The 18922-nt window shown below is 68.1% G+C and carries 18 protein-coding genes; 13 read left to right on the top strand and 5 right to left on the bottom strand.

From position 1 onward, the window contains the following. Positions 1–12: 12 nt before the first annotated feature. The 8 genes from phaR to phoB all read left to right on the top strand — a co-directional run bounded on the left by phaR (position 13) and on the right by phoB (position 8806). The gene (gene phaR, locus ASC46_RS13235; protein WP_055459777.1) at positions 13–618 is read left to right on the top strand and encodes a polyhydroxyalkanoate synthesis repressor PhaR; all 606 of its coding nucleotides are present in this window, start codon (positions 13–15) and stop codon (positions 616–618) included. A 121-nt stretch (positions 619–739) separates the two neighbouring features. Continuing rightward, the gene (locus ASC46_RS13230; protein WP_096335374.1) at positions 740–2029 is read left to right on the top strand and encodes an ATP-binding protein; all 1290 of its coding nucleotides are present in this window, start codon (positions 740–742) and stop codon (positions 2027–2029) included. A 156-nt stretch (positions 2030–2185) separates the two neighbouring features. Further along, positions 2186–3232: a PstS family phosphate ABC transporter substrate-binding protein gene (locus tag ASC46_RS13225; protein WP_055459776.1), complete on the top strand. Its 1047-nt coding sequence runs from the start codon at positions 2186–2188 to the stop codon at positions 3230–3232. 113 nt (positions 3233–3345) lie between these two features. Beyond that, positions 3346–4719, top strand: a complete 1374-nt coding sequence (gene pstC / locus ASC46_RS13220) for a phosphate ABC transporter permease subunit PstC (RefSeq protein WP_055459775.1) — start codon at positions 3346–3348, stop codon at positions 4717–4719. Continuing rightward, on the top strand, positions 4712–6466 hold the full coding sequence (gene pstA, locus ASC46_RS13215) for a phosphate ABC transporter permease PstA (RefSeq protein WP_055459774.1): 1755 nt from the start codon (positions 4712–4714) through the stop codon (positions 6464–6466). The genes pstC and pstA overlap by 8 nt, the downstream gene beginning before the upstream one ends. Positions 6467–6498: 32 nt before the next feature. Next, positions 6499–7317, top strand: coding sequence for a phosphate ABC transporter ATP-binding protein PstB (gene pstB / locus ASC46_RS13210; RefSeq protein ID WP_055459916.1), 819 nt, complete (start codon positions 6499–6501; stop codon positions 7315–7317). 29 nt (positions 7318–7346) lie between these two features. Beyond that, a complete protein-coding gene (phoU, locus tag ASC46_RS13205; RefSeq protein ID WP_055459773.1) occupies positions 7347–8066 on the top strand; it encodes a phosphate signaling complex protein PhoU in 720 nt (239 codons plus the stop codon). Positions 8067–8104: 38 nt separating this feature from the next. Then, positions 8105–8806 carry a phosphate regulon transcriptional regulator PhoB gene (gene phoB / locus ASC46_RS13200; RefSeq protein ID WP_055459772.1) on the top strand — a complete coding sequence of 234 codons (702 nt, stop codon included), beginning with the start codon at positions 8105–8107 and terminating at the stop codon, positions 8804–8806. A 90-nt stretch (positions 8807–8896) separates the two neighbouring features. Here phoB and ASC46_RS13195 read toward each other — a convergent pair whose 3' ends face one another. Then, on the bottom strand, positions 8897–9442 hold the full coding sequence (locus tag ASC46_RS13195; protein WP_055459771.1) for a GcrA family cell cycle regulator: 546 nt from the start codon (positions 9440–9442) through the stop codon (positions 8897–8899). A gap of 371 nt (positions 9443–9813) precedes the next feature. Between ASC46_RS13195 and ASC46_RS13190 the strand changes: the two genes are divergently transcribed. Genes ASC46_RS13190 through ASC46_RS13180 form a run of 3 tightly spaced genes read left to right on the top strand, consistent with a single transcriptional unit; the run spans position 9814 to position 12922 of the window. Further along, on the top strand, positions 9814–11013 hold the full coding sequence (locus tag ASC46_RS13190; RefSeq protein WP_055459915.1) for an aspartate aminotransferase family protein: 1200 nt from the start codon (positions 9814–9816) through the stop codon (positions 11011–11013). Beyond that, positions 11013–11942 (top strand): ornithine carbamoyltransferase, encoded by a 930-nt coding sequence (argF, locus tag ASC46_RS13185; protein ID WP_055459770.1) that lies wholly within the window; start codon positions 11013–11015, stop codon positions 11940–11942. Before ASC46_RS13190 ends, argF begins: the two co-directional genes overlap by 1 nt. Then, on the top strand, positions 11942–12922 hold the full coding sequence (locus ASC46_RS13180) for an Hsp33 family molecular chaperone (protein ID WP_055459769.1): 981 nt from the start codon (positions 11942–11944) through the stop codon (positions 12920–12922). The genes argF and ASC46_RS13180 overlap by 1 nt, the downstream gene beginning before the upstream one ends. Positions 12923–13034: 112 nt before the next feature. Here ASC46_RS13180 and argE read toward each other — a convergent pair whose 3' ends face one another. After that, a complete protein-coding gene (gene argE / locus ASC46_RS13175; RefSeq protein ID WP_055459768.1) occupies positions 13035–14195 on the bottom strand; it encodes an acetylornithine deacetylase in 1161 nt (386 codons plus the stop codon). Positions 14196–14226: 31 nt separating this feature from the next. Then, the gene (apaG, locus tag ASC46_RS13170) at positions 14227–14619 is read right to left on the bottom strand and encodes a Co2+/Mg2+ efflux protein ApaG (protein WP_055459767.1); all 393 of its coding nucleotides are present in this window, start codon (positions 14617–14619) and stop codon (positions 14227–14229) included. A 105-nt stretch (positions 14620–14724) separates the two neighbouring features. Between apaG and ASC46_RS13165 the strand changes: the two genes are divergently transcribed. Together ASC46_RS13165 and ASC46_RS13160 are read left to right on the top strand one after the other, a co-directional pair. Next, a complete protein-coding gene (locus tag ASC46_RS13165) occupies positions 14725–15393 on the top strand; it encodes a CDP-alcohol phosphatidyltransferase family protein (RefSeq protein WP_055459766.1) in 669 nt (222 codons plus the stop codon). Positions 15394–15483: 90 nt separating this feature from the next. Next, positions 15484–16584: a 2'-deoxycytidine 5'-triphosphate deaminase gene (locus ASC46_RS13160; RefSeq protein ID WP_055459765.1), complete on the top strand. Its 1101-nt coding sequence runs from the start codon at positions 15484–15486 to the stop codon at positions 16582–16584. A 60-nt stretch (positions 16585–16644) separates the two neighbouring features. Here the strand turns inward: ASC46_RS13160 and ASC46_RS13155 are convergent, their stop codons facing one another. Next, on the bottom strand, positions 16645–17577 hold the full coding sequence (locus ASC46_RS13155; protein ID WP_055459764.1) for a cupin-like domain-containing protein: 933 nt from the start codon (positions 17575–17577) through the stop codon (positions 16645–16647). A gap of 3 nt (positions 17578–17580) precedes the next feature. Continuing rightward, positions 17581–18822, bottom strand: coding sequence for a GNAT family N-acetyltransferase (locus ASC46_RS13150; RefSeq protein ID WP_055459763.1), 1242 nt, complete (start codon positions 18820–18822; stop codon positions 17581–17583). Between the last annotated feature and the right edge of the window lie 100 nt (positions 18823–18922).

Genomic DNA, 18922 nt, shown 5'->3' with positions numbered 1-18922 from the left:
CAAAGCAGAGCCATGGCGACAGAAGAAAATCCGACCGTCATCAAGAAATACGCCAACCGCCGCCTCTATCACACGGGAACCAGCACATACGTCACCCTGGAGGACCTCGCGCAGATGGTGCGGGACGGGGAGGACTTCATCGTCTTCGATGCCAAGACCAACGAGGACATCACCCGTTCGGTACTGACGCAGATCATCTTCGAGGAGGAGAACAAGGCCGGACAGAACCTGCTTCCGGTCGCCTTCCTGCGTCAGCTCATCCGTTTCTACGGCGACAGCATGCAGGCGCTGGTGCCGAGCTACCTCGAGTTCTCCATCGAGAACTTCACGCGCGAGCAGCAGAAGCTGCGCGAAAAGATGGCCGAGGCCTTCGGCCCGGCGGCTGCCTTCAAGAGCATGGAAGAGCACGTGCGCACGAACATGGCGATGTTCGGCGAGGCCCTCAGGTTGTTCTCCCCGTTCGGCCCGCGCGGCGGGCAGCAGGGCGAGCCCACGGCGCGGCCGCGCGAGGACGAGCCCCGGCAGGCGGGCGGCGACCTTGACGACCTCAAGCGCCAGGTGCTCGAGATGCAGGCGCGCCTGGACGAACTGGCCGGCAAGGGCTCGGGCCGCGGCTGAGGGCGTATCGCCGCTGTCATCGGGATGACGCGGAAGGGCGGTTGAGATGACTCCTTGACGTGCCGCCCGTCCCGATTCGCCGGCCTTGGTTGCCGGGAGTGCGGCCGGTTCGGGCAAGGGCATGATCGAGACGACGAAGAACAGCCTGCGGCTCAGCGCCAATGCCATCGCGCTCAGAACCGCCGGCCTCAGCAGCGCGATATTTACGCTCGCCGCGTTGGCCGGCGGCTCGCTCGGCATCTCGACTGCGCTCGCTGCGCTCGCCAGCCTTGTCGTCGCAGGCCTTGCCTTCCGCGACCGGCGGCCGCTGAGCGGCCGTGTCGTGACGACGGGCGAGCGGCGCCAGAAACACGCCTTCGGGCCGGCGGCCGTTCTGGCGGCCTTGCCGGATCCCGTCGTCATCGTTGACCGGCGTGGCCTCGTGGTCGACGCCAACCGTGCGGCGATTGCCGTGCTGCCGGGCCTGCGCAACGCCCATCCCCTGTCCTTCGCTCTGCGCGCACCCGACGTGCTCGATGGTCTCGATCGGGTGGTGAAGGGCGGCAAGGCCGAGGCGGTCGAATTTGTCGAGCGTGTGCCGGTCGAGCGCGCCTTCGAGGTGCACATCGCTCCCCTGTCCGACGAGGCCGGGGCCGATGCCGGTCGGGCCGGGGCCGCCCTCTATTTCCGCGATCTGACGCCGGCACGCCGGCTGGAGCACATGCGGGTCGACTTCGTCGCCAACGCCAGCCACGAGTTGCGCACGCCGCTCGCCTCGCTGATGGGGTTCATCGAGACCCTGCAGGGGCCGGCTCGCAACGACGCGGCCGCGCGCGAACGCTTCCTCGCCATCATGCGCGAGCAGGCGCAGCGCATGGCGCGCCTCATCGACGACCTCCTGTCGCTGTCGCGCATCGAGCTCAGCGTGCACGTGCAACCGACGGCGATCGTCGATGTCATCGCCCTGCTGCGCCACATGATCGACACGCTTGCGCCGCTGGCGCGCGAGCGCGGGGTCGAGATCGTGCTCGAGGCCCCGCCGGGACCGGTCAACGTGCGCGGCGAGCGCGACGAGCTCCTGCGCGTCTTCGAGAACCTGATCGAGAATGCCGTGAAATACGGCGAAGGTGGCGGCCGCGTCGACGTACGGGTTGCGACCACGGCACCGGGTAGCGGCGGGGGTGAAGTGTCGGTCGTGGTGCGCGACTATGGCCCCGGCATCGCGCCCGAGCACCTGCCGCGCCTGACCGAGCGCTTCTACCGCGTCGATGTTGCGGCCAGCCGGGGCAAGGGTGGCACCGGCCTCGGCCTTGCCATCGTCAAGCACATCGTGATGCGTCATCGCGGGCGCCTCGCCATCGCCAGCGATGTGGGCCGGGGCGCTTCCTTCACGGTGACGCTGCCAGCGCTCGGCGACGAATCGCAAAACTAAGACGGATCAAATTGTTACGCTGTCATTCGGCTGTCACCTTGCCGTCATAGACAAGAGGTGTCGGTGGTGCTTGCGGCATTGCCGAAGCGGATGCGGCACGACCCCGTCATGGCCGTGCGATCGCCGTCCCGCTCCAAGAGATCAGGGAGATATACCGTGAAATTCCGTTCCCTCGTCAGCGTCGCCGCCCTCACGCTGGCCGGCGTCGCCGCTGCCGGTGCCGCCCAGGCGCGCGACCAGATCCGCATCGTCGGCTCCTCGACGGTCTATCCCTTCACGACGGCGGTTGCCGAGCAGTTCGGCCGTTCGGGCGCCGGCAAGGCGCCGGTCGTTGAATCGACCGGCACGGGCGGCGGCATGAAGCTGTTCTGCGCCGGTGTCGGCACGGACCATCCGGATGCAACGAACGCCTCGCGCCGCATCAAGAAGTCGGAGTTCGAAGACTGCAAGAAGAACGGCGTCGCCGACATCATCGAGCTGAAGGTTGGCTTCGATGGACTGACCGTCGCCAATTCCAAGGCGGGTCCGGACCTCAACTTCACCAAGGAGCAGATTTTCCTCGCTCTCGCCAAGGAAGTTCCTGGTCCGGACGGCAAGCTGGTCGCCAACCCGTACAAGAACTGGTCAGACATCGACAAGGCGCTGCCGAACGAGAAGATCGAGGTGCTTGGCCCCCCGCCGACTTCCGGCACCCGTGATTCCTTCCTCGAGCTCGTCATGGAGCCGGGCGCCGAGAAGGTTCTCGCCGATCTCAAGAAGAGCGACGCGAAGGCTTTTGCCGCCGCCTGGAAGACGATCCGCGAGGACGGTGCCTACATCGACGCCGGCGAGAACGACAACCTCATCGTCCAGAAACTCGACGCCAACCCCAAGGCGGTCGGCATCTTCGGCTATTCCTTCCTCGAGGAGAACGCGGCCAAGATCAAGGGGGCCAAGATCGACGGCGTGGAGCCGGACTTCGACACCATCGCCGACGGCAAGTACTCGGTTTCCCGCCCGCTGTTCGTCTACTTCAAGAAGCAGCACATCGGCGTCGTGCCCGGGCTCGATAAGTTCATCGCCGAATACGTCTCCGAGAAGGCACTCGGCGAGGATGGCTACCTGTCGCGCAAGGGTCTCGTGCCGCTGCCGACCGACCAACTTGCCAAGGTGCGCGCCGACGTCGAGGCGCAGAAGCCGCTTGCCGCCGACGCCGGGCTTTGATCCGTTGACGCAGGCGAAGCGGGTGGACCATCCACCCGCTTCGTTTTGCCGTCAAAATGCGGTAGAGCCGGTCGCCGACGCGGCCTCCTGCCGCTGCTCTCCCGGGGGCGGAGATGGTTAGCTTGTTCTTCCTGCTCATTGTCGCCGTTGCGCTGGCGGCCTTCGCTTTCGGACGTTCCAGGGGGCGTGCGTTCGTCGGCGGCGGCGCTCGGCTTCATTCGTTGCCCGTCTATCACGGCCTGTTTCTGGCCACGCTATGCGTCCTGCCCATGCTCGTCGTCCTGGCGGCCTGGACACCGGTTGCGCCACGCTACGTCGAGGCTCGCACGCTTGCCGCCCTCCCGGCGGAGCTTGCGCCGCAGACCACGCTGGAAAAGGAAGGACGCCTGCGCGAGGCCCGCCTCGTCGCTCTCGGTCAATTCGCGGGCACGCCCGATGCCGGCACGACCGTTGCCGCCGGCGCCTACGCGGGCGCTCGAACCGAGGCGGAGGTGACTCTCCTCGTGCTCGGCCTCGCCGGGGCTGCGGCCGGCTTCGTCTTCGGTCGTCGGCGCCTGGCGCCCGACTTTCGGGCGCGCAACAGTTTCGAGCATGTCACCAAGGTCGTCCTCATCGCTTGTTCGGGCGTCGCTATCCTGACGACCGTCGGCATCGTCTTCTCGGTGCTGTTCGAGACGCTACGCTTCTTCGCGCGCTATCCTTGGTACGATTTCCTCTTTGGCCTGCAGTGGTCGCCGCAGACGGCGATCCGCGCCGATCAGGTGGGCCAGTCCGGCACCTTCGGCGCGGTGCCTCTCTTCGCCGGCACCACGCTCATCATGCTGATCGCCATGATGGTCGCGGGTCCGGTCGGCCTCTTCGCCGCGATCTACATGTCCGAATATGCGACGCCGCGTGTCCGGGCCGTCGCCAAGCCCGTGCTCGAGGTGCTCGCCGGCATCCCGACCGTGGTGTTCGGCTTCTTCGCCGCGCTCACCGTGGCGCCCTTCATCAAGAACGTCGGCGAGTCGCTCGGCCTGTCCGTTGCGTCGGAGAGCGCGCTGGCCGCCGGCCTCGTCATGGGCGTCATGATCATTCCCTTCGTCTCGTCCTTGTCGGACGACGTCATCAACGCCGTGCCGCAGTCGCTGCGCGACGGCTCCTACGGCATGGGCGCGACTCGGTCGGAGACCATCAAGCGCGTCGTGCTGCCGGCCGCACTCCCCGGCATCGTCTCGGCCCTCATGCTCGCCATCTCGCGGGCCGTCGGCGAGACGATGATCGTCGTCATGGCCGCGGGCCTCGCTGGCAACCTCACCTTCAATCCGCTCGAGGCCGTCACGACCGTTACCGTGCAGATCAAGACGCTCCTCGTCGGCGACCAGGAGTTCGACAGCGCCAAGACCCTGTCAGCCTTCGCCCTCGGCTTCGTTCTCTTCTTCTTCACGCTGGCGCTCAACATCATCGCCCTGCGCATCGTTCGCAAATACCGAGAGCAATATGACTGACATTGCTGCACCCCCTCAAGGCGCCCGTCGGTTCGGTCTCTCGTCGGCCGAGGCCCAGGCGCGGTTGAGGCGGCGCCACGCCGCGGAGGCACGGTTCCGTGCCTATGGCATCGGCGCAATCGCGCTCGCGGCGATCTTCCTCGTCGTCCTGATCGGCGACGTCATCGTCAAGGCGATGCCGGCTTTTACCGAATATCGCCTGACCATGACGGTGACGCCGACGCTGGAGCAGGTGTCCAGCGACGGCACCACCGATCCGCAGGCGCTGCGCAGCGGCGATTATGACGCCGTGCTGCGCAGGGGCTTGCAGGAACTCTTCCCGCAGGTCACGACGCGTGCCTTGCGCCGCAAGCTCAACAACGACCTTCTGTCGTCTGGCGCGGCGATGACGCTGCGCAATCGGGTGCTGGCCGATCCCTCCGCCATCGGCCAGCCGGTGACGATCGAGGCACTGCTCGACGACGCGGCCGACCTCTACCTCAAGGGCCTGATGACCGGGCGGCGCGAGAGCGTCGGCCAAGGGCAGGCGCAGGTGACGCTGGACGGCGAGGACGTGGTGCTGACGAGCTCGGCCCCCGATTTCGCCCGCGCCCTTGCCGAGGTCAAGGAGAGCCTGCGCGAGGAGGCGGCCGCCGACCGTCGCGAGGCCGCACGGCTGACCGCCGCGGCGGCCGATGTCGCCGGCGACCAGCGCGAGGCTCTGCAGAAGCGCATCGCCGACCTCGAGGGCGATGCCGCTGCCGCCGAAGCACGCGCTGCCGCGGCTGATGCGCCCGAGCGGCTGACGGCTGACCTGCCCTCGAAACTCGTCTTCATCAACGGCGGCATCGTCAAGCTGACCGAGATCGGCGCCTCCGAGGCGCGCGGCACGGTGCTCGTGCCGCTGGCCAATACCGACGCTGTGACGGCGGGTGGGTGGGACATCCTCACCCTGACCCAACCCGAGGCGAACCGTCGGCTTGACGACCAGGTGGTCGCCTGGCTCGAGGACCTGAAGCAGCGCGGCATGGTAGCGTCGCATTTCGCCAGCCGCTTCTTCACCTCTGGCGACAGCCGCGAGCCGGAGCAGGCGGGTATTCTCGGAGCTCTCATCGGCTCGGCGCTGACCATGCTGGTGACGCTGGTCCTGTGCCTGCCGATCGGCGTCGGTGCCGCCGTCTATCTCGAGGAATTCGCGCCGAAGAACCGGCTGACGGACCTCATCGAGGTCAACATCAACAATCTCGCGGCGGTGCCCTCGATCGTCTTCGGTCTGCTCGGCCTTGCGATGTTCCTCAACTTCTTCGGCCTGCCGCGCTCGGCGCCACTCGTCGGTGGTCTCGTCCTCGCTCTCCTGGTGCTGCCGACGATCATCATCGCGAGCCGCGCCGCTCTGAAGTCGGTGCCGCCGTCGATCCGCGAGGCGGCGCTCGGCATCGGCGCCTCGCACCAGCAGGCGGTGTTCCACCACGTGCTGCCGCTCGCCATGCCCGGCATCATGACCGGCACCATCATCGGCATGGCGCATGCGCTGGGGGAAACCGCGCCGCTGCTCCTCATCGGCATGGTCGCCTTCATCGTCGACGTACCGGGCTCAATCACCGATGCGGCGACGGCGCTGCCCGTACAGATCTACCTGTGGTCGGACCTGCCGGAGCCGCTTTTCCAGGCCAAGACCGCCGCCGCCATCCTGGTTCTGCTCGCTTTCCTCTTTATCATGAACGGTCTTGCCATCCTGCTGCGCCGCCGCTTCGAGCGCCGCTGGTGAGCCGCGTCGCGGGCCGAAGGGAGTTCTCAATGATGACGACGATGCCGAACATCGAGCTGGCGAAGGCCACGGTGGCCGAAGTCGCGGACGAGGCAGCGACGAAGGTCGTGGCCCGCGAGGTCAACGTCTATTACGCCGACAAGCACGCCTTGCACGATGTCTCGATTGACATTCCTGAGAAGGCGGTCACCGCCTTCATCGGCCCGTCCGGCTGCGGCAAGTCCACCTTCCTACGCTGCATCAACCGGATGAACGACACGATATCGATCTGCCGCGTCAGCGGCCGCATCGAGATCGACGGCAGCGACATCTATGACCGGAATCTCGACCCGGTGCAGTTGCGGGCGAAGGTCGGCATGGTGTTCCAGAAGCCGAACCCCTTCCCCAAGTCGATCTACGAGAACGTCGCCTACGGGCCGCGCATCCACGGGCTCACGAGCTCCAAGGCCGACCTCGACGAGGTCGTCACCATGAGCCTCAAGCGCGCCGGTCTCTATGAGGAGGTGAAGGACCGTCTCGCCTCGCCGGGCACCGGCCTCTCCGGCGGCCAGCAGCAGCGCCTGTGCATCGCCCGTGCCATCGCCGTCAATCCCGAGGTCATCCTCATGGACGAGCCGTGTTCGGCGCTTGATCCCATCGCCACGGCAAAGATCGAGGAGTTGATCGACGAATTGCGCGAGAACTACACCATCGTCATCGTCACGCACTCGATGCAGCAGGCGGCCCGCGTCTCGCAGCGCACGGCGTTCTTCCACCTCGGCAAGCTCGTGGAAGAGGGGCCGACGGAGCAGATCTTCACGGCGCCGCAGGACAAGCGGACGCAAGACTACATCACTGGGCGCTTCGGCTGAGGCTGCCGCAGCAACAAGGATTGCCGACGATGACCGATCATATCGTCAGCTCGTACGACGTCGAGCTCGATACCCTGCGCAGCAAGATCGCCGAGATGGGTGGCATCGCCGAGAAGATGCTGGGCGATGCGACGATAGCCCTCGTGCGGCGCGATGCAGCCCTCGCCCAGGCGGTTATCGCCGTCGACGAGCGGCTCGATGCCCTGCAACACGACGTCGAGGAACGCGCCGTGCTCACCATCGCCAAGCGCCAGCCGATGGCGGTCGACCTGCGCGAGATCGTCTCCGCCATCCGCGTGGCGGGCGATATCGAGCGCGTCGGCGACCTCGCCAAGAACACCGCCAAGCGTGTCGTCGCCATCAGCAACGAGATGCAGCCGCAGAAGATCGTCGGTGGCGTGCAGCACATGAGCGACCTCGTGCAGGCCCAGCTCAAGGATGTGCTCGACGCCTATGCGCAGAAGGACACGGCCCGCGCGCTCGACGTGTGGCAGCGCGACGATCGCATCGACGCGCTCTACACCTCGATCTTTCGCGAACTGCTGACCTACATGATGGAAGACCCGCGCAACATCAGCTTCTGCACGCATCTCCTGTTCCTCGCCAAGAACATCGAGCGCATCGGCGACCACACCACCAACATCGCCGAGACCATCCACTATCTTGTCACCGGAAAGCCGCTCGCCGCCGAACGGCCGAAGAGCGACGACTCGAGCTTCACCACCGTGCCGGTCTCCGGCCGGCAGTAAGTGTCGATCACGCGCCAGCGTCCACCACGGAAGGACCGATGGGACCCCGTATCCTCATCGTCGAAGACGAAGAGCCGCTCACACTCCTCCTGCGCTACAACCTCGAGGCCGAAGGCTATACCGTCGATGCCGTCGCGCGCGGTGACGAGGCCGAGGTGCGCCTGCGCGAGCAGGTCCCGGACCTCGTGCTGCTCGACTGGATGCTGCCGGGACTGTCCGGCATCGAGCTATGCCGGCGCTTGCGTGCCCGCCGGGAAACGGAACGGCTGCCCGTCATCATGCTCACCGCCCGGGGCGAGGAGGGCGAGCGCGTGCGCGGTCTCGCGACCGGCGCGGACGATTACGTCGTCAAGCCCTTCTCCGTACCGGAGCTCCTGGCGCGCGTGCGTGCCCTGCTGCGCCGCGCCAAGCCGGGCCATGTGGCCACCGTGCTCACCGCCGGCGATATCGAGCTCGACCGCGAGACCCGGCGCGTACGCCGTTCTGGCCGCGAGCTTCACCTCGGCCCCACCGAGTTCAAGCTGCTCGAGTTCCTGATGCAGAGCCCCGGCCGTGTCTTCACGCGCGAGCAGTTGCTCGACGGCGTCTGGGGCCACGACGTCTATATCGACGAGCGCACGGTGGACGTGCATGTCGGACGCCTGCGCAAAGCCATCAACCGGGCCCGCAAGCCGGACCCGATCCGCACGGTGCGCGGCGCCGGCTATTCCTTCGACGAGACCTTTTCGCACGCGGAGTGAAGCGCGATGCTGCCGCCATCCCCCGGTGCGGCCAGCAAAGAGGCCGGAGCGGCCCGCTCCGGCCTCTTTGCTGGCCGCTTCTGTCCCCGGTCAGGAGCGCATCACCTTCTTCTCGCGCCGACGGTCCGCCGCCGGCTGGTAGGCGATGCGCGCATGGTGCGCGCAATAGGGCATGCCGAGGAGGGAGCGCGCGCCGCAGAAGCGGAAGTCCGGCGTCGTCGGGTCACCCATCGGCCAGCGGCACATGGCTTCCCGCAGCTCCATGATGGTCACGCGCTCGCTCAGCGGCACGACCACCTCGTCCTGGGGCTGGAACTGTTCCTGCGGCACCGCCTCGGTCTCGAGCTCGGGCGCCGCGGCGAGGGCTGTGTTGCCGCGCACGACGGTCTGGCCCGATGGCTGCGTCATAGGATGGCTCGGGCTGCGTGTGTGCGCGGCCTTCCGCGGCCGGGAGGCCGCCGGTGCCGCCGACTTGGCGCGGCCGGAAAGCCCGAGGCGATGCACCTTGCCGATGACGGCATTGCGCGTCACGCCGCCGAGCTCGGCGGCGATCTGGCTGGCGCTAAGGCCTTCGGTCCAGAGCTTGCGCAGCAGCTCCACCCGCTCGTCGCTCCAGGTATTGCTCTGATCGCTCATCGCTCTCTCCGCCCGGCTCGTTCCGGCGCGCGCAAGGGGAGCGCGAAAGAGGCTCTCGCCTCGTCGCATCCTGCTGCAGGTAGCGCCGATAGGGAATTGGCCACACGATATGTCGTGGTCTGTGGCTCGGAAGCTACAATATGAGGGAAGGCACGAGCAAGGCTTCGCGCCGGCCGATCTGCGTTTTCCCCAAGATCGTGACAGCAATCGGGCGCCGGCTGATCGATCGTATCAATGCGATTGAATTGACAGTCCCTGTGACCCATCTAAAATTGTGGACGGTGCCGCCCCTGCCCGGGCGGCACTTTGATTTTCGGGAAAATCCGAGGCGTCCGGCGGCAGGCCGGCGCCTCATCGCGGAGACGAGAGACGTGACTTCGCCGCTTCTGCAGACCTATGCGCGGGCCGACATCGAATTCGAGAAGGGCGAGGGCGCGTGGCTCGTGACGCGAAGCGGCGAGCGATACCTCGATTTCGGCGCCGGCATCGCTGTCAACGCCCTCGGCCATTGCCATCCGCATCTCGTCGAGGCGTTGACCGCGCAGGCCGGCAAGCTCTGGCACACGTCGAACCTCGTGCGCATCCCCGAGGGCGAGCGGCTCGCCCAGCGGCTGGTCGATGCGACTTTCGCCGACAATGTCTTCTTCACCAATTCCGGCGCCGAGGCGCTGGAATGCGCCATCAAGATGGCCCGGCGCTACCATTCGTCCAAGGGCCAGCCCGAGCGCTTCCACATCGTCACCTTCGAGGGCGCCTTCCACGGCCGCACGCTGGCGACCATCGCCGCCGGCGGCCAGAAGAAATATCTCGAGGGCTTCGGCCCCAAGGTCGAAGGCTTCGACCAGGTCGCCTTCGGCGACTGGGAGGCGCTCGAGGCCGTCGTCGGCCCGCAGACCGGCGCCATCCTCATCGAGCCGATCCAGGGCGAGGGCGGCATCCGCGCCGTCGCGCCCGAGGCGTTGCGCCGCCTGCGCAAATTCTGCGACGAGCGGGGCCTCCTCCTCATCCTCGACGAGGTGCAGAGCGGCGTCGGCCGCACGGGCAAGCTCTTCGCGCACGAATGGGCCGGCATCACGCCGGACATCATGGCGGTGGCCAAGGGCATCGGCGGCGGCTTCCCCATGGGTGCCTGCCTCGCCACCGCCGAGGCGGCGAGCGGCATGACCTATGGCGTTCACGGCACAACCTTCGGCGGCAATCCGCTCGCCATGGCGGTCGGAAATGCGGTGCTCGACGTGGTGCTGGCGCCCGGCTTCCTCGATCAGGTGGCGCGGACCGGCCTGCTCCTCAAGCAGCGCCTTGCCGCGCTCAAGGACAGGCATCCTGGTGTCATCGCCGAGGTGCGCGGCGAGGGGCTGATGCTCGGCCTCAAGCTGGCCGTGCCGAATACGGAATTCGTCGATGCGGCGCGGGCCAACAGGCTCATCGTCATCGGCGCCGGCGATAACGTGGTGCGGCTGCTGCCGCCGCTCACCATCGGCGAGGCCGAGGTGAGCGAGGCGCTGGAACGCCTGGAGGCGACCGCCGCCGCCGTCGAGGCCGCCCGCTCGGTCGAGAAGGGAGCGGCGTGATGAGCGGCTCCGTGCGCCACTTCCTCGACCTCACCGATTTCACGCAAGACGACCTGCGCCAGGTGCTCGACGCCAGCGCCGCGCTGAAGGCCGGGCGCCGCAAAGGCCAGCCGCCGAAGGAGAAGCCGCTCGCCGGCAAGGTGCTGGCCATGATCTTCGACAAGCCGTCGACGCGCACGCGCGTCTCCTTCGACCTCGCCATGCGCGAACTCGGTGGCGAGCCCCTGATGCTGACGGGCAAGGAGATGCAGCTTGGCCGCGGCGAGACCATTGCCGATACGGCGCGCGTTCTGTCGCGCTATGTCGATGCCATCATGATCCGCATCCTCGATCACGAGGCGATGCTGGAGCTCGCCCGCCATGCCGACGTGCCGGTGATCAACGGGCTGACGAAGCGTTCGCATCCCTGCCAGATCATGGCCGACGTGCTGACCTTTGAAGAGCATCGCGGCCCGATCACGGGCCGCACGGTCGCCTGGTCGGGTGATGCCAACAACGTGCTCGCCTCCTGGGTGCACGCCGCGGCGCGGCTCGATTTCACGCTCAACATCGCGAGCCCGCCGGAGCTCGCCCCGCCCGAGGAGGTCATCGCCTTCGCCCGGCGGGAGGGCGCGCGCGTCAATGTCACGAGCGACCCCTTCGCAGCAGTGGAGGGGGCCGATGCGGTAGTCACCGACTGCTGGGTGTCCATGGGTGACGAGGACGAAGGCCGCCGCCACAACCTGCTGAGGCCCTATCAGGTCAACGGCAAGCTGATGGCCGCTGCCGCCAGGGATGCCATTTTCATGCACTGCCTGCCGGCGCACCGCGGCGAGGAGGTGACGGACGAGGTGATGGACGGGCCGGCTTCGGTCGTCTTCGACGAGGCGGAGAACCGCCTCCATGCACAAAAGGGTATTCTGGCTTGGTGTCTGGGAGCAATCGCGTAATGGACATGGCTGCGCCGCCGGCCGGCGACGACCGCGTCTTGCCCTTCGCGGTGGAGGGGCTCGACGTGCGCGGCCGCGTCGCCAGCCTCGGGACGAGCGTCGACACGATCATCGCACGCCACGACTATCCCCCCCCTGTCTCGCGCGTGGTCGGCGAAGCCTTAGTGCTGACGGCGCTGCTCGGTTCGGCTCTCAAGCTCGATGGCCGCTTCCAGCTGCAGACGCGCAGCGACGGGCCGGTCGACATGGTCATCGTCGATTTCGACGCGCCGGGCCGGCTGCGCGCCTGCGCCCGCTTCGATGCCGCGCGCCTCGAGGCGGCTATCGCCGCGCGCGCGACGGCGACGGGAGACCTCATCGGCCACGGCCATCTTGCCCTCACCATCGACCAGGGCGGCGACATGAACCGCTATCAGGGCGTGGTGGCGCTCGAGGGGCAGAGCTTCGAAGAGGCGGCGCACCAGTACTTCCGCCAGTCCGAGCAGATCCCGACGCTCGTGCGCCTCGCTGTCGGCGAGGCGATGGGGGGCGGCGATCATGCTTGGCGGGCCGGTGGCCTCATGGTGCAGTTCCTGCCGCGCTCGGTCGAGCGCATGCGCCGGCCGGACCTCGATCCCGGCGATGCGCCTGAGGGGCACAATCCGGCGGCCGGGCCGGACGAGGACGACGCCTGGGTGGAGGCCAAGCTCCTCGTCTCCACCGTCGAGGACCACGAACTGCTCGATCCGACGTTGACGCGCGAGCAACTGCTCTATCGCCTCTTCCACGAGCGCGGCGTTCGCGTCTTCCAGCCGCAGGCGGTCGAGGAGAGCTGCCGCTGTTCGTCTCACCGCATCCTTGCCATGCTCAAGCGTTTCTCGCCCGAGGATCGCGCCGACATGGTGGGCGACAACGGCCGCATCGGCATCACCTGCGAATTCTGCTCCCGCCATTACGACATCGACCCGGCCGATGTCGCCGAGGAAGCCGATGCCGGCTGAGGACGGCAAGGACCGGCGCGGCACGGCCGACGAGACAGTCGCGCGCAAGCTCAGCCAGCCGGGTGTGAGCTGGACCAAGCTCGCCTTCCGCAAGCGGCGTGGCTGACGTCGCCTATTGCGCGAGGCTGCGCGCCAGGTCGCGCATGAAGGCGGCGCCCGCCTCTAGTTCCGCGAGCGTGATGTATTCGTCCGCCTGATGCGCCCGGTCGATGGTGCCCGGGCCGCAGACGACGGTGGCGATGCCGGCGTTCTGGAAGTGCCCGGCCTCCGTGCCGAAGGGCACGGTGATGGTGCGGTTGCGGCCGGCAAGGCGCAGCGCCAGCGTCTCGGCGGCCGAGCCCGTGTCGGGCCTGAGGCCGGGAACGGAGACCTCGCACAGGGTTTCGATGCGGCTCGCCGGCGCCGTGCGCCGCATGCGCGCGAGGACCGTCTCGGATACCGCGGCGAAGCGGCGCGGAATCTCCTGAGGGTCGAGATCCGGCAGGCCGCGGAACTCCCAGTGGAACGCGCAGTTGCGCGCGAGGATGTTGCGCGCCGTGCCGCCGGCGATGGTGCCGATGTGGATCGTCGTATAGGGCGGGTCGAAACGGCCGGACGCGTCACCGCGCGCCACGAAGTCCTCGGCCATGCGGTTGAGTTCCGCCACGAGATCGCAGGCGGCCATGACCGCGCTCGCGCCGAGCTCGGGCTTCGAGGAATGCGCCTCGACGCCGTGCACCTCAGTCTCGAAGGTCACGACGCTCTTGTGCGCATCGGCCACCTCGAGGCCCGTCGGCTCGCCGACGAAGACGGCGCCGGGCAGCGGCAGGTCCTTGCCGAAGCAGGCGATGCCGTCGGCCACGCCGAGGCAGGTCGTTTCCTCGTCATAGGAGAGGAAGATGTGGATCGGCCGCTTGAGATCCGCAGCCAGGAACTCGGGCACGAGGGCGAGCGCCAGCGCGCAGAAGCCCTTCATGTCCACCGCGCCGCGGCCATAGGCGCGCCCGTCCGCGACGCGCAGGTTGTAGGGATCGCTCGTCCAGGCCTGGCCGGCCACGGGCACGACGTCGGTATGGCCGGAGAGGACAACACCGCCGGGCACGGCGGGGCCGATGGTGGCGAGCAGCGCCGCCTTGTCGCCGGTGGCGTTCGGCAGGCGGATGTAGCGCACGCCCCAGCCGTCGAGATAGGTCGCGACGAATTCGACGAGCGCGAGGTTGGACTTGGCGCTCTCGGTGTCGAAGGCGACGAGCCGCGCCAGCATGTCGAGAGGGGAAAGGCGCGTGCCGGTCATGCGGGGCCCGATCGGTTGCTGCTGCGAAGGATCAATGCATGACCCGCCGCACATAGGGGCTGTCCAGCGGGAACAGCGGGATATCCACGGGAAAACGCTCGCCGCGCTGCGTGATCATGTCGTAGGAGCCGACCATCGTGCCGTGGGCCGTTGAAAGGGGGCAGCCGCTGGTGTAGGTGAAGCTCTCACCCGGCTCAAGGATGGGCTCCTCGCCGATGACGCCGGGGCCGTGCACCTCCTGCGAGCGGCCCTCGCCGTCGGTGATCGTCCAGTGGCGGGTCTTGAGCTGCACCGTCTCGGCGCTGAGATTGACGATCTCGACCGTGTAGGACCAGAAAAAGCGTCCGTCGCGCGGCGAAGATTCATCCTCGAGGAAACGCGGCTCGACAGTGACGCGAATTCCCTTGGTTTCGGCCCTGTACATCTCGCAGCTCCGTGAACGTCGCGAACGGACAACGCCCCGTCCGGCGTGGTAAGCGCTAACGGGGCCGAGCGTCAATCGCCCCGCGCGCCGGGGAGGCAGCACGACATGCTCGACGGGATCATGCGCCGTGTCATCGACCCGCCGCTCGCCGTCGCGGGCCGGCGGTTGGCCGCAGCTGGCGTTGCGGCAGACGCCGTGACGCTCGCGGGCTTCGCCGCCGGGCTTGTCGGCGCCGCAGCGGTCGTCCTGCGGCTCGATGCCCTTGCCGCCCTTCTCTTCCTCGTCGGGCGCGTCGCGGACGGTCTCGACGGGGCGATCGCGCGGGCCGGCCGGCGCACCGATCGCGGCGGCTTTCTCGATATTGTCTGCGATTTCGCCCTCTATGGCGCTTTTCCGCTCGCCTTCGCGCTGCGCGATCCCGACGCCAATGCGCTCCCCGCGGCGGTCCTGCTGGGTAGCTTCTACGTCAACGGCGCGACCTTCCTCGCCTATGCAGCGGTGGCGGCCCGGCGGGGATGGGAGACCGAGACGCGCGGCCCAAAGTCCATCTATTTCACGGCCGGCCTCGCGGAGGGCACGGAGACGATCCTCGCCTTCCTCCTCATGCTGGCGCTGCCGCAGCATTTTCCGGTGATCGCCTACGCCTTCGCTGCCATGACGCTCGCGACCGCCGTCGGCCGCGCGCTCGCCGGCTGGTACCGCTTTCGCGAGGCTCCGCAGGTGCGTGCTTCGGGCTTTTCCCCGCCCGAACGGGACGAGCACGCGCAGCCATAGCCTTTGCCACGAAAGCGCGCTAATCACGGAACTCCCGCGCCCGGGCCCCGGGCGTCGTCCCCTGTCCCCGCGAGGTTCCTGCGAGGTTTCATGGTTCCACTCGTTCCCGGCATCCAGCCTGCAGAGACGATCGCCGCCTTCGCCGAGGCCGGCGTGATCCGCGCCGCGGCCGCTTTCGACGGGGACCAGATCCAGCCGGCGAGCCTCGACCTGCGCCTCGGCGCACGGGCCTATCGCGTCAGGGCGAGCTTCCTGCCCGGCCGCGGCCGTTCGGTGCGCGAGCGGCTCGCTGGTCTCTCCCTGCACGAGATCGATCTGACGCGCGGTGCCGTGCTCGAGACGGGCTGCGTCTACATCGCCGAGCTGCAGGAGGGGCTTGCGCTGCCCGCCGGGCTCGCCGCCGCGGCCAATCCCAAGAGCTCGACCGGCCGCCTCGATGTCTTCACCCGCGTCATCGCCGACCACGGCCGCGAGTTCGATGTCATCGACGCCGGCTATGAGGGGGCGCTGTTTGCCGAAATCTCGCCGCGCACCTTCCCGGTGCTGGTGCGCCAGGGTTCGCGCCTGTCGCAACTGCGCTTCCGCCACGGCGCCTGCCGACTGAGCGACGCGGAGCTTGCCGCCCTGCATGAGGAGGCGCGGGTGGTCGCCTCGCACGAGCCCTCTATCCAGGCTGGCGTCGCCGTCAGCGTCGATCTAGCCGGTTTCGGCGAGCGCCGCCTCGTCGGCTACCGCGCCAAGCGCCACACCGGCCTCGTCGATGTCGACCGGCCCGGCGCCTATCAGGCGAGCGCCTTCTGGGAGCCGCTCTATGCTGGCGGCCAGGGCGAGATCATCCTCGATCCGGGCCAGTTCTACATCCTCGCGTCCAAGGAAGCGGTGCACGTGCCACCGGACTATGCGGCCGAGATGGTGCCGTTCGATCCGTTGGTCGGCGAGTTCCGCGTGCACTACGCGGGTTTCTTCGATCCCGGGTTCGGTCATGCCGGGGCGGGCGGCTCGGGCGCCCGCGCCGTGCTCGAGGTGCGCTCGCGCGACGTGCCTTTCATCCTGGAGGACGGGCAGATCGTGGGCCGCCTCGTCTACGAGCGCATGGCCGCCCGCCCGGCCGTGCTCTACGGCGCCGGCGCCGGCTCGCACTACCAGGCGCAGGGGTTGAAGCTCTCCAAGCACTTCATCATGGACGTATAGTCGGCTGACCGGTTGCGCCGGAGCGCGACGCAAGGGCCGTGCTGCCGGTGGGATGGGGCCTCAGGCTTTCTTCTCACCATAGTAGTAATTTGCCTGCCTCCCGAACACGAGGCCGCGCAGAGTGCGGCGCATGCTCTCCGAACGCCGCAGCGGTTCGATGGCGGCGCGCATGGTCCGATAGGCGGCGATCTTCACGCCGTCCATCAACGGATTGGTGCCCGGCGCGGGTTGTGGCCAGCCATATTTGCGCAGCAGTCCGTTGGCGCGCAGGAGGGTATTGAGCCGCTCGGCCCGCGGCGACTTCCAGGTGATGGCCATGGAGACGGAATGGCCGTCGCCGGTGCGCACCCAGTGCGGCCACAGGTGGGGCACGAAGAGCCCGTCGCCGGGCTGGAGCGAGAAGACCTGCGCCTTTGTCTCGTGGCGCGGGTCGTAGCGCTTGTTGCGGTGCTTGGAGGGCAGCATCTCGAGTTCCTCGTCGCTCAGAAGCGAGCGGTCGCGATTGTCGAAGATGTGGAAGAACTTCGGCCCGCGGATCTGGACGAAGAAGTTCTCCTCCGGGTCGACATGGAAGGGCGTGGTCGCGTTCGCGGAGGCGACGAAGACGAAGCCCTGGATGTCATGGAAGCCGGCCTCTTCCAGGGAGCCGTGGCCGAGCTTCTCGGCGACGCCGGTCAGGACCTCCTCGAGCAGCGCACGATAGGCGGGCTCCACCTCGACGCGCTTCAGCACCATCCAGGCGTTGCATTGCTCGATGCGGTGCACGACCTCCTCGGCCGACATGTCCAGCGTCGGCACGTCTTCCGGCTTGACGCCCGGCGCGACATCGCCGGCGTTGTACTCCACCCGGTCGCGCGGCAGCGCCTTGGCGAGGCGCGCGAGCGCGGTGAGCGAGAACAACGGGTGGTCGGCGAGGTTGTGGCGCGTGGCGAAGGGCTCGCGGGGGAAGCGGCTGGCAAAATCGGCCTCGGTGGCGATGATCTCGGCAATCATGTGTCAGTATCCCTTCAGGCGGTAGTAGACGTGCTTGGCAGCGCCGCGCAGGCGGCGACGCAGGTGCTCGAGACGGACGACAGCGATCGGGAGGCTGTGGCCCTCCTGGCGCAGGCCGACGAAGAGATCGGCGACGGCCATCCGTTCCGGCCACAGGTGGTCGATCATCGGGTGATCGGCGATGGCGCAGGAATCGGTGCGTTCCACCGTCGAGCGCTCGAGCTGGGACCGGGTGAGGGCCAGCGTGAGCTGAACCCCGGGCGAGAAGCGGGCAAACTGCTCATCGTAGGCGATCTTCCAGAACCAGCTGTGGCTGCCGGCATCCAGCAGGAGCCCCGCGGCGACGGGCGTCGCGCCGGCGTGCAGCGTGATGACGCGGCAGCGGCCTTCGCTCGCGAGCAGCCGCGTCAGGGTGCGCACGAAGGTGGCCGTGCCGCTGGATTGCAACAGGGCGGTGCCGCGCTCCGCCTTCCAGCCGGACGCCTCGAGGGCCAGGAATATTTCGGTGGCGTCGCGCACGGCCTGCGGCTCGCTCGCCGTCTCGATGTGCACCTCGCCGAGTTCGCCGAGCCGCCGCAGCTGGCGGCGCAGCTCCTTCAGTTTCTTGCCGGGCAGGCTCGCTACCTGGAATGCCTCCGGGGCGTGTCCGCCATTGAGCACGGCCCGCTCGTGGCGGTCGAAGAGCCGCATCGGCAGGTCCCGAGCCTCGGCCGCGGCTGCGAGCGTCCGCGCCACGGCGCCCTCGGCGGGAAGCAGCGGGAACAGGATGCCGCCGGCCAGGGCGCCGTGCTGCGCCATATGGTCGAGGAAGGCACCGGCGACGGCCACCGCGCTGTCCGCGTCGATCAGTGGCGTATCGAGGCCGCAGAAAGGCATGTGCCACAGGCGCGACACGCCGGGTACGTCGAACCGTCGGCGATCGATGAGGAAGAGGCCGAGGAGATCGCGCGGTGCCCTGCCGTCGCCCCGCCAGACGAGCACGGCGCTCGTGTGCTGTTCCGAGGCGATGTGCAGCGCGGCTGTGAGCGCGAAGGCCCGTTCGGTGAAGATGTTGCGTTCCAGGGCTCGGCGGGCGAGGTCGTCCCAGGCTTCTGCGATGTCCGAGAGCTTGGCCGCGGGCTGCCGCTCGATGGTAAAGCGGCCGCCGGAGGCCGTTTTCGGGCGCGCAGCACAGCCCATGGTGCCGCGCGCGGTGTGCGGCTTCTGCGGCGCGTTCTGCAAGGGGTGTGCGGCCTTGGGTGCCATGCCGGCTGTTCCGATCTGCAACTGTTTGTCCCACCGTGAAACGGTTCCGGCCGTTCCGACGGCCCGCTCTCCAGCTCTCGCAGGGATCGTGCCGGCGGGG

The sequence above is a fragment of the Chelatococcus sambhunathii genome, from assembly GCF_001418005.1.
In the GTDB taxonomy this organism is placed as follows: Bacteria; Pseudomonadota; Alphaproteobacteria; order Rhizobiales; family Beijerinckiaceae; genus Chelatococcus_A; species Chelatococcus_A sambhunathii.
The sequence above is the reverse complement of the archived record's forward strand: the minus strand, read 5'-3'. Positions and strand labels throughout refer to the sequence as shown.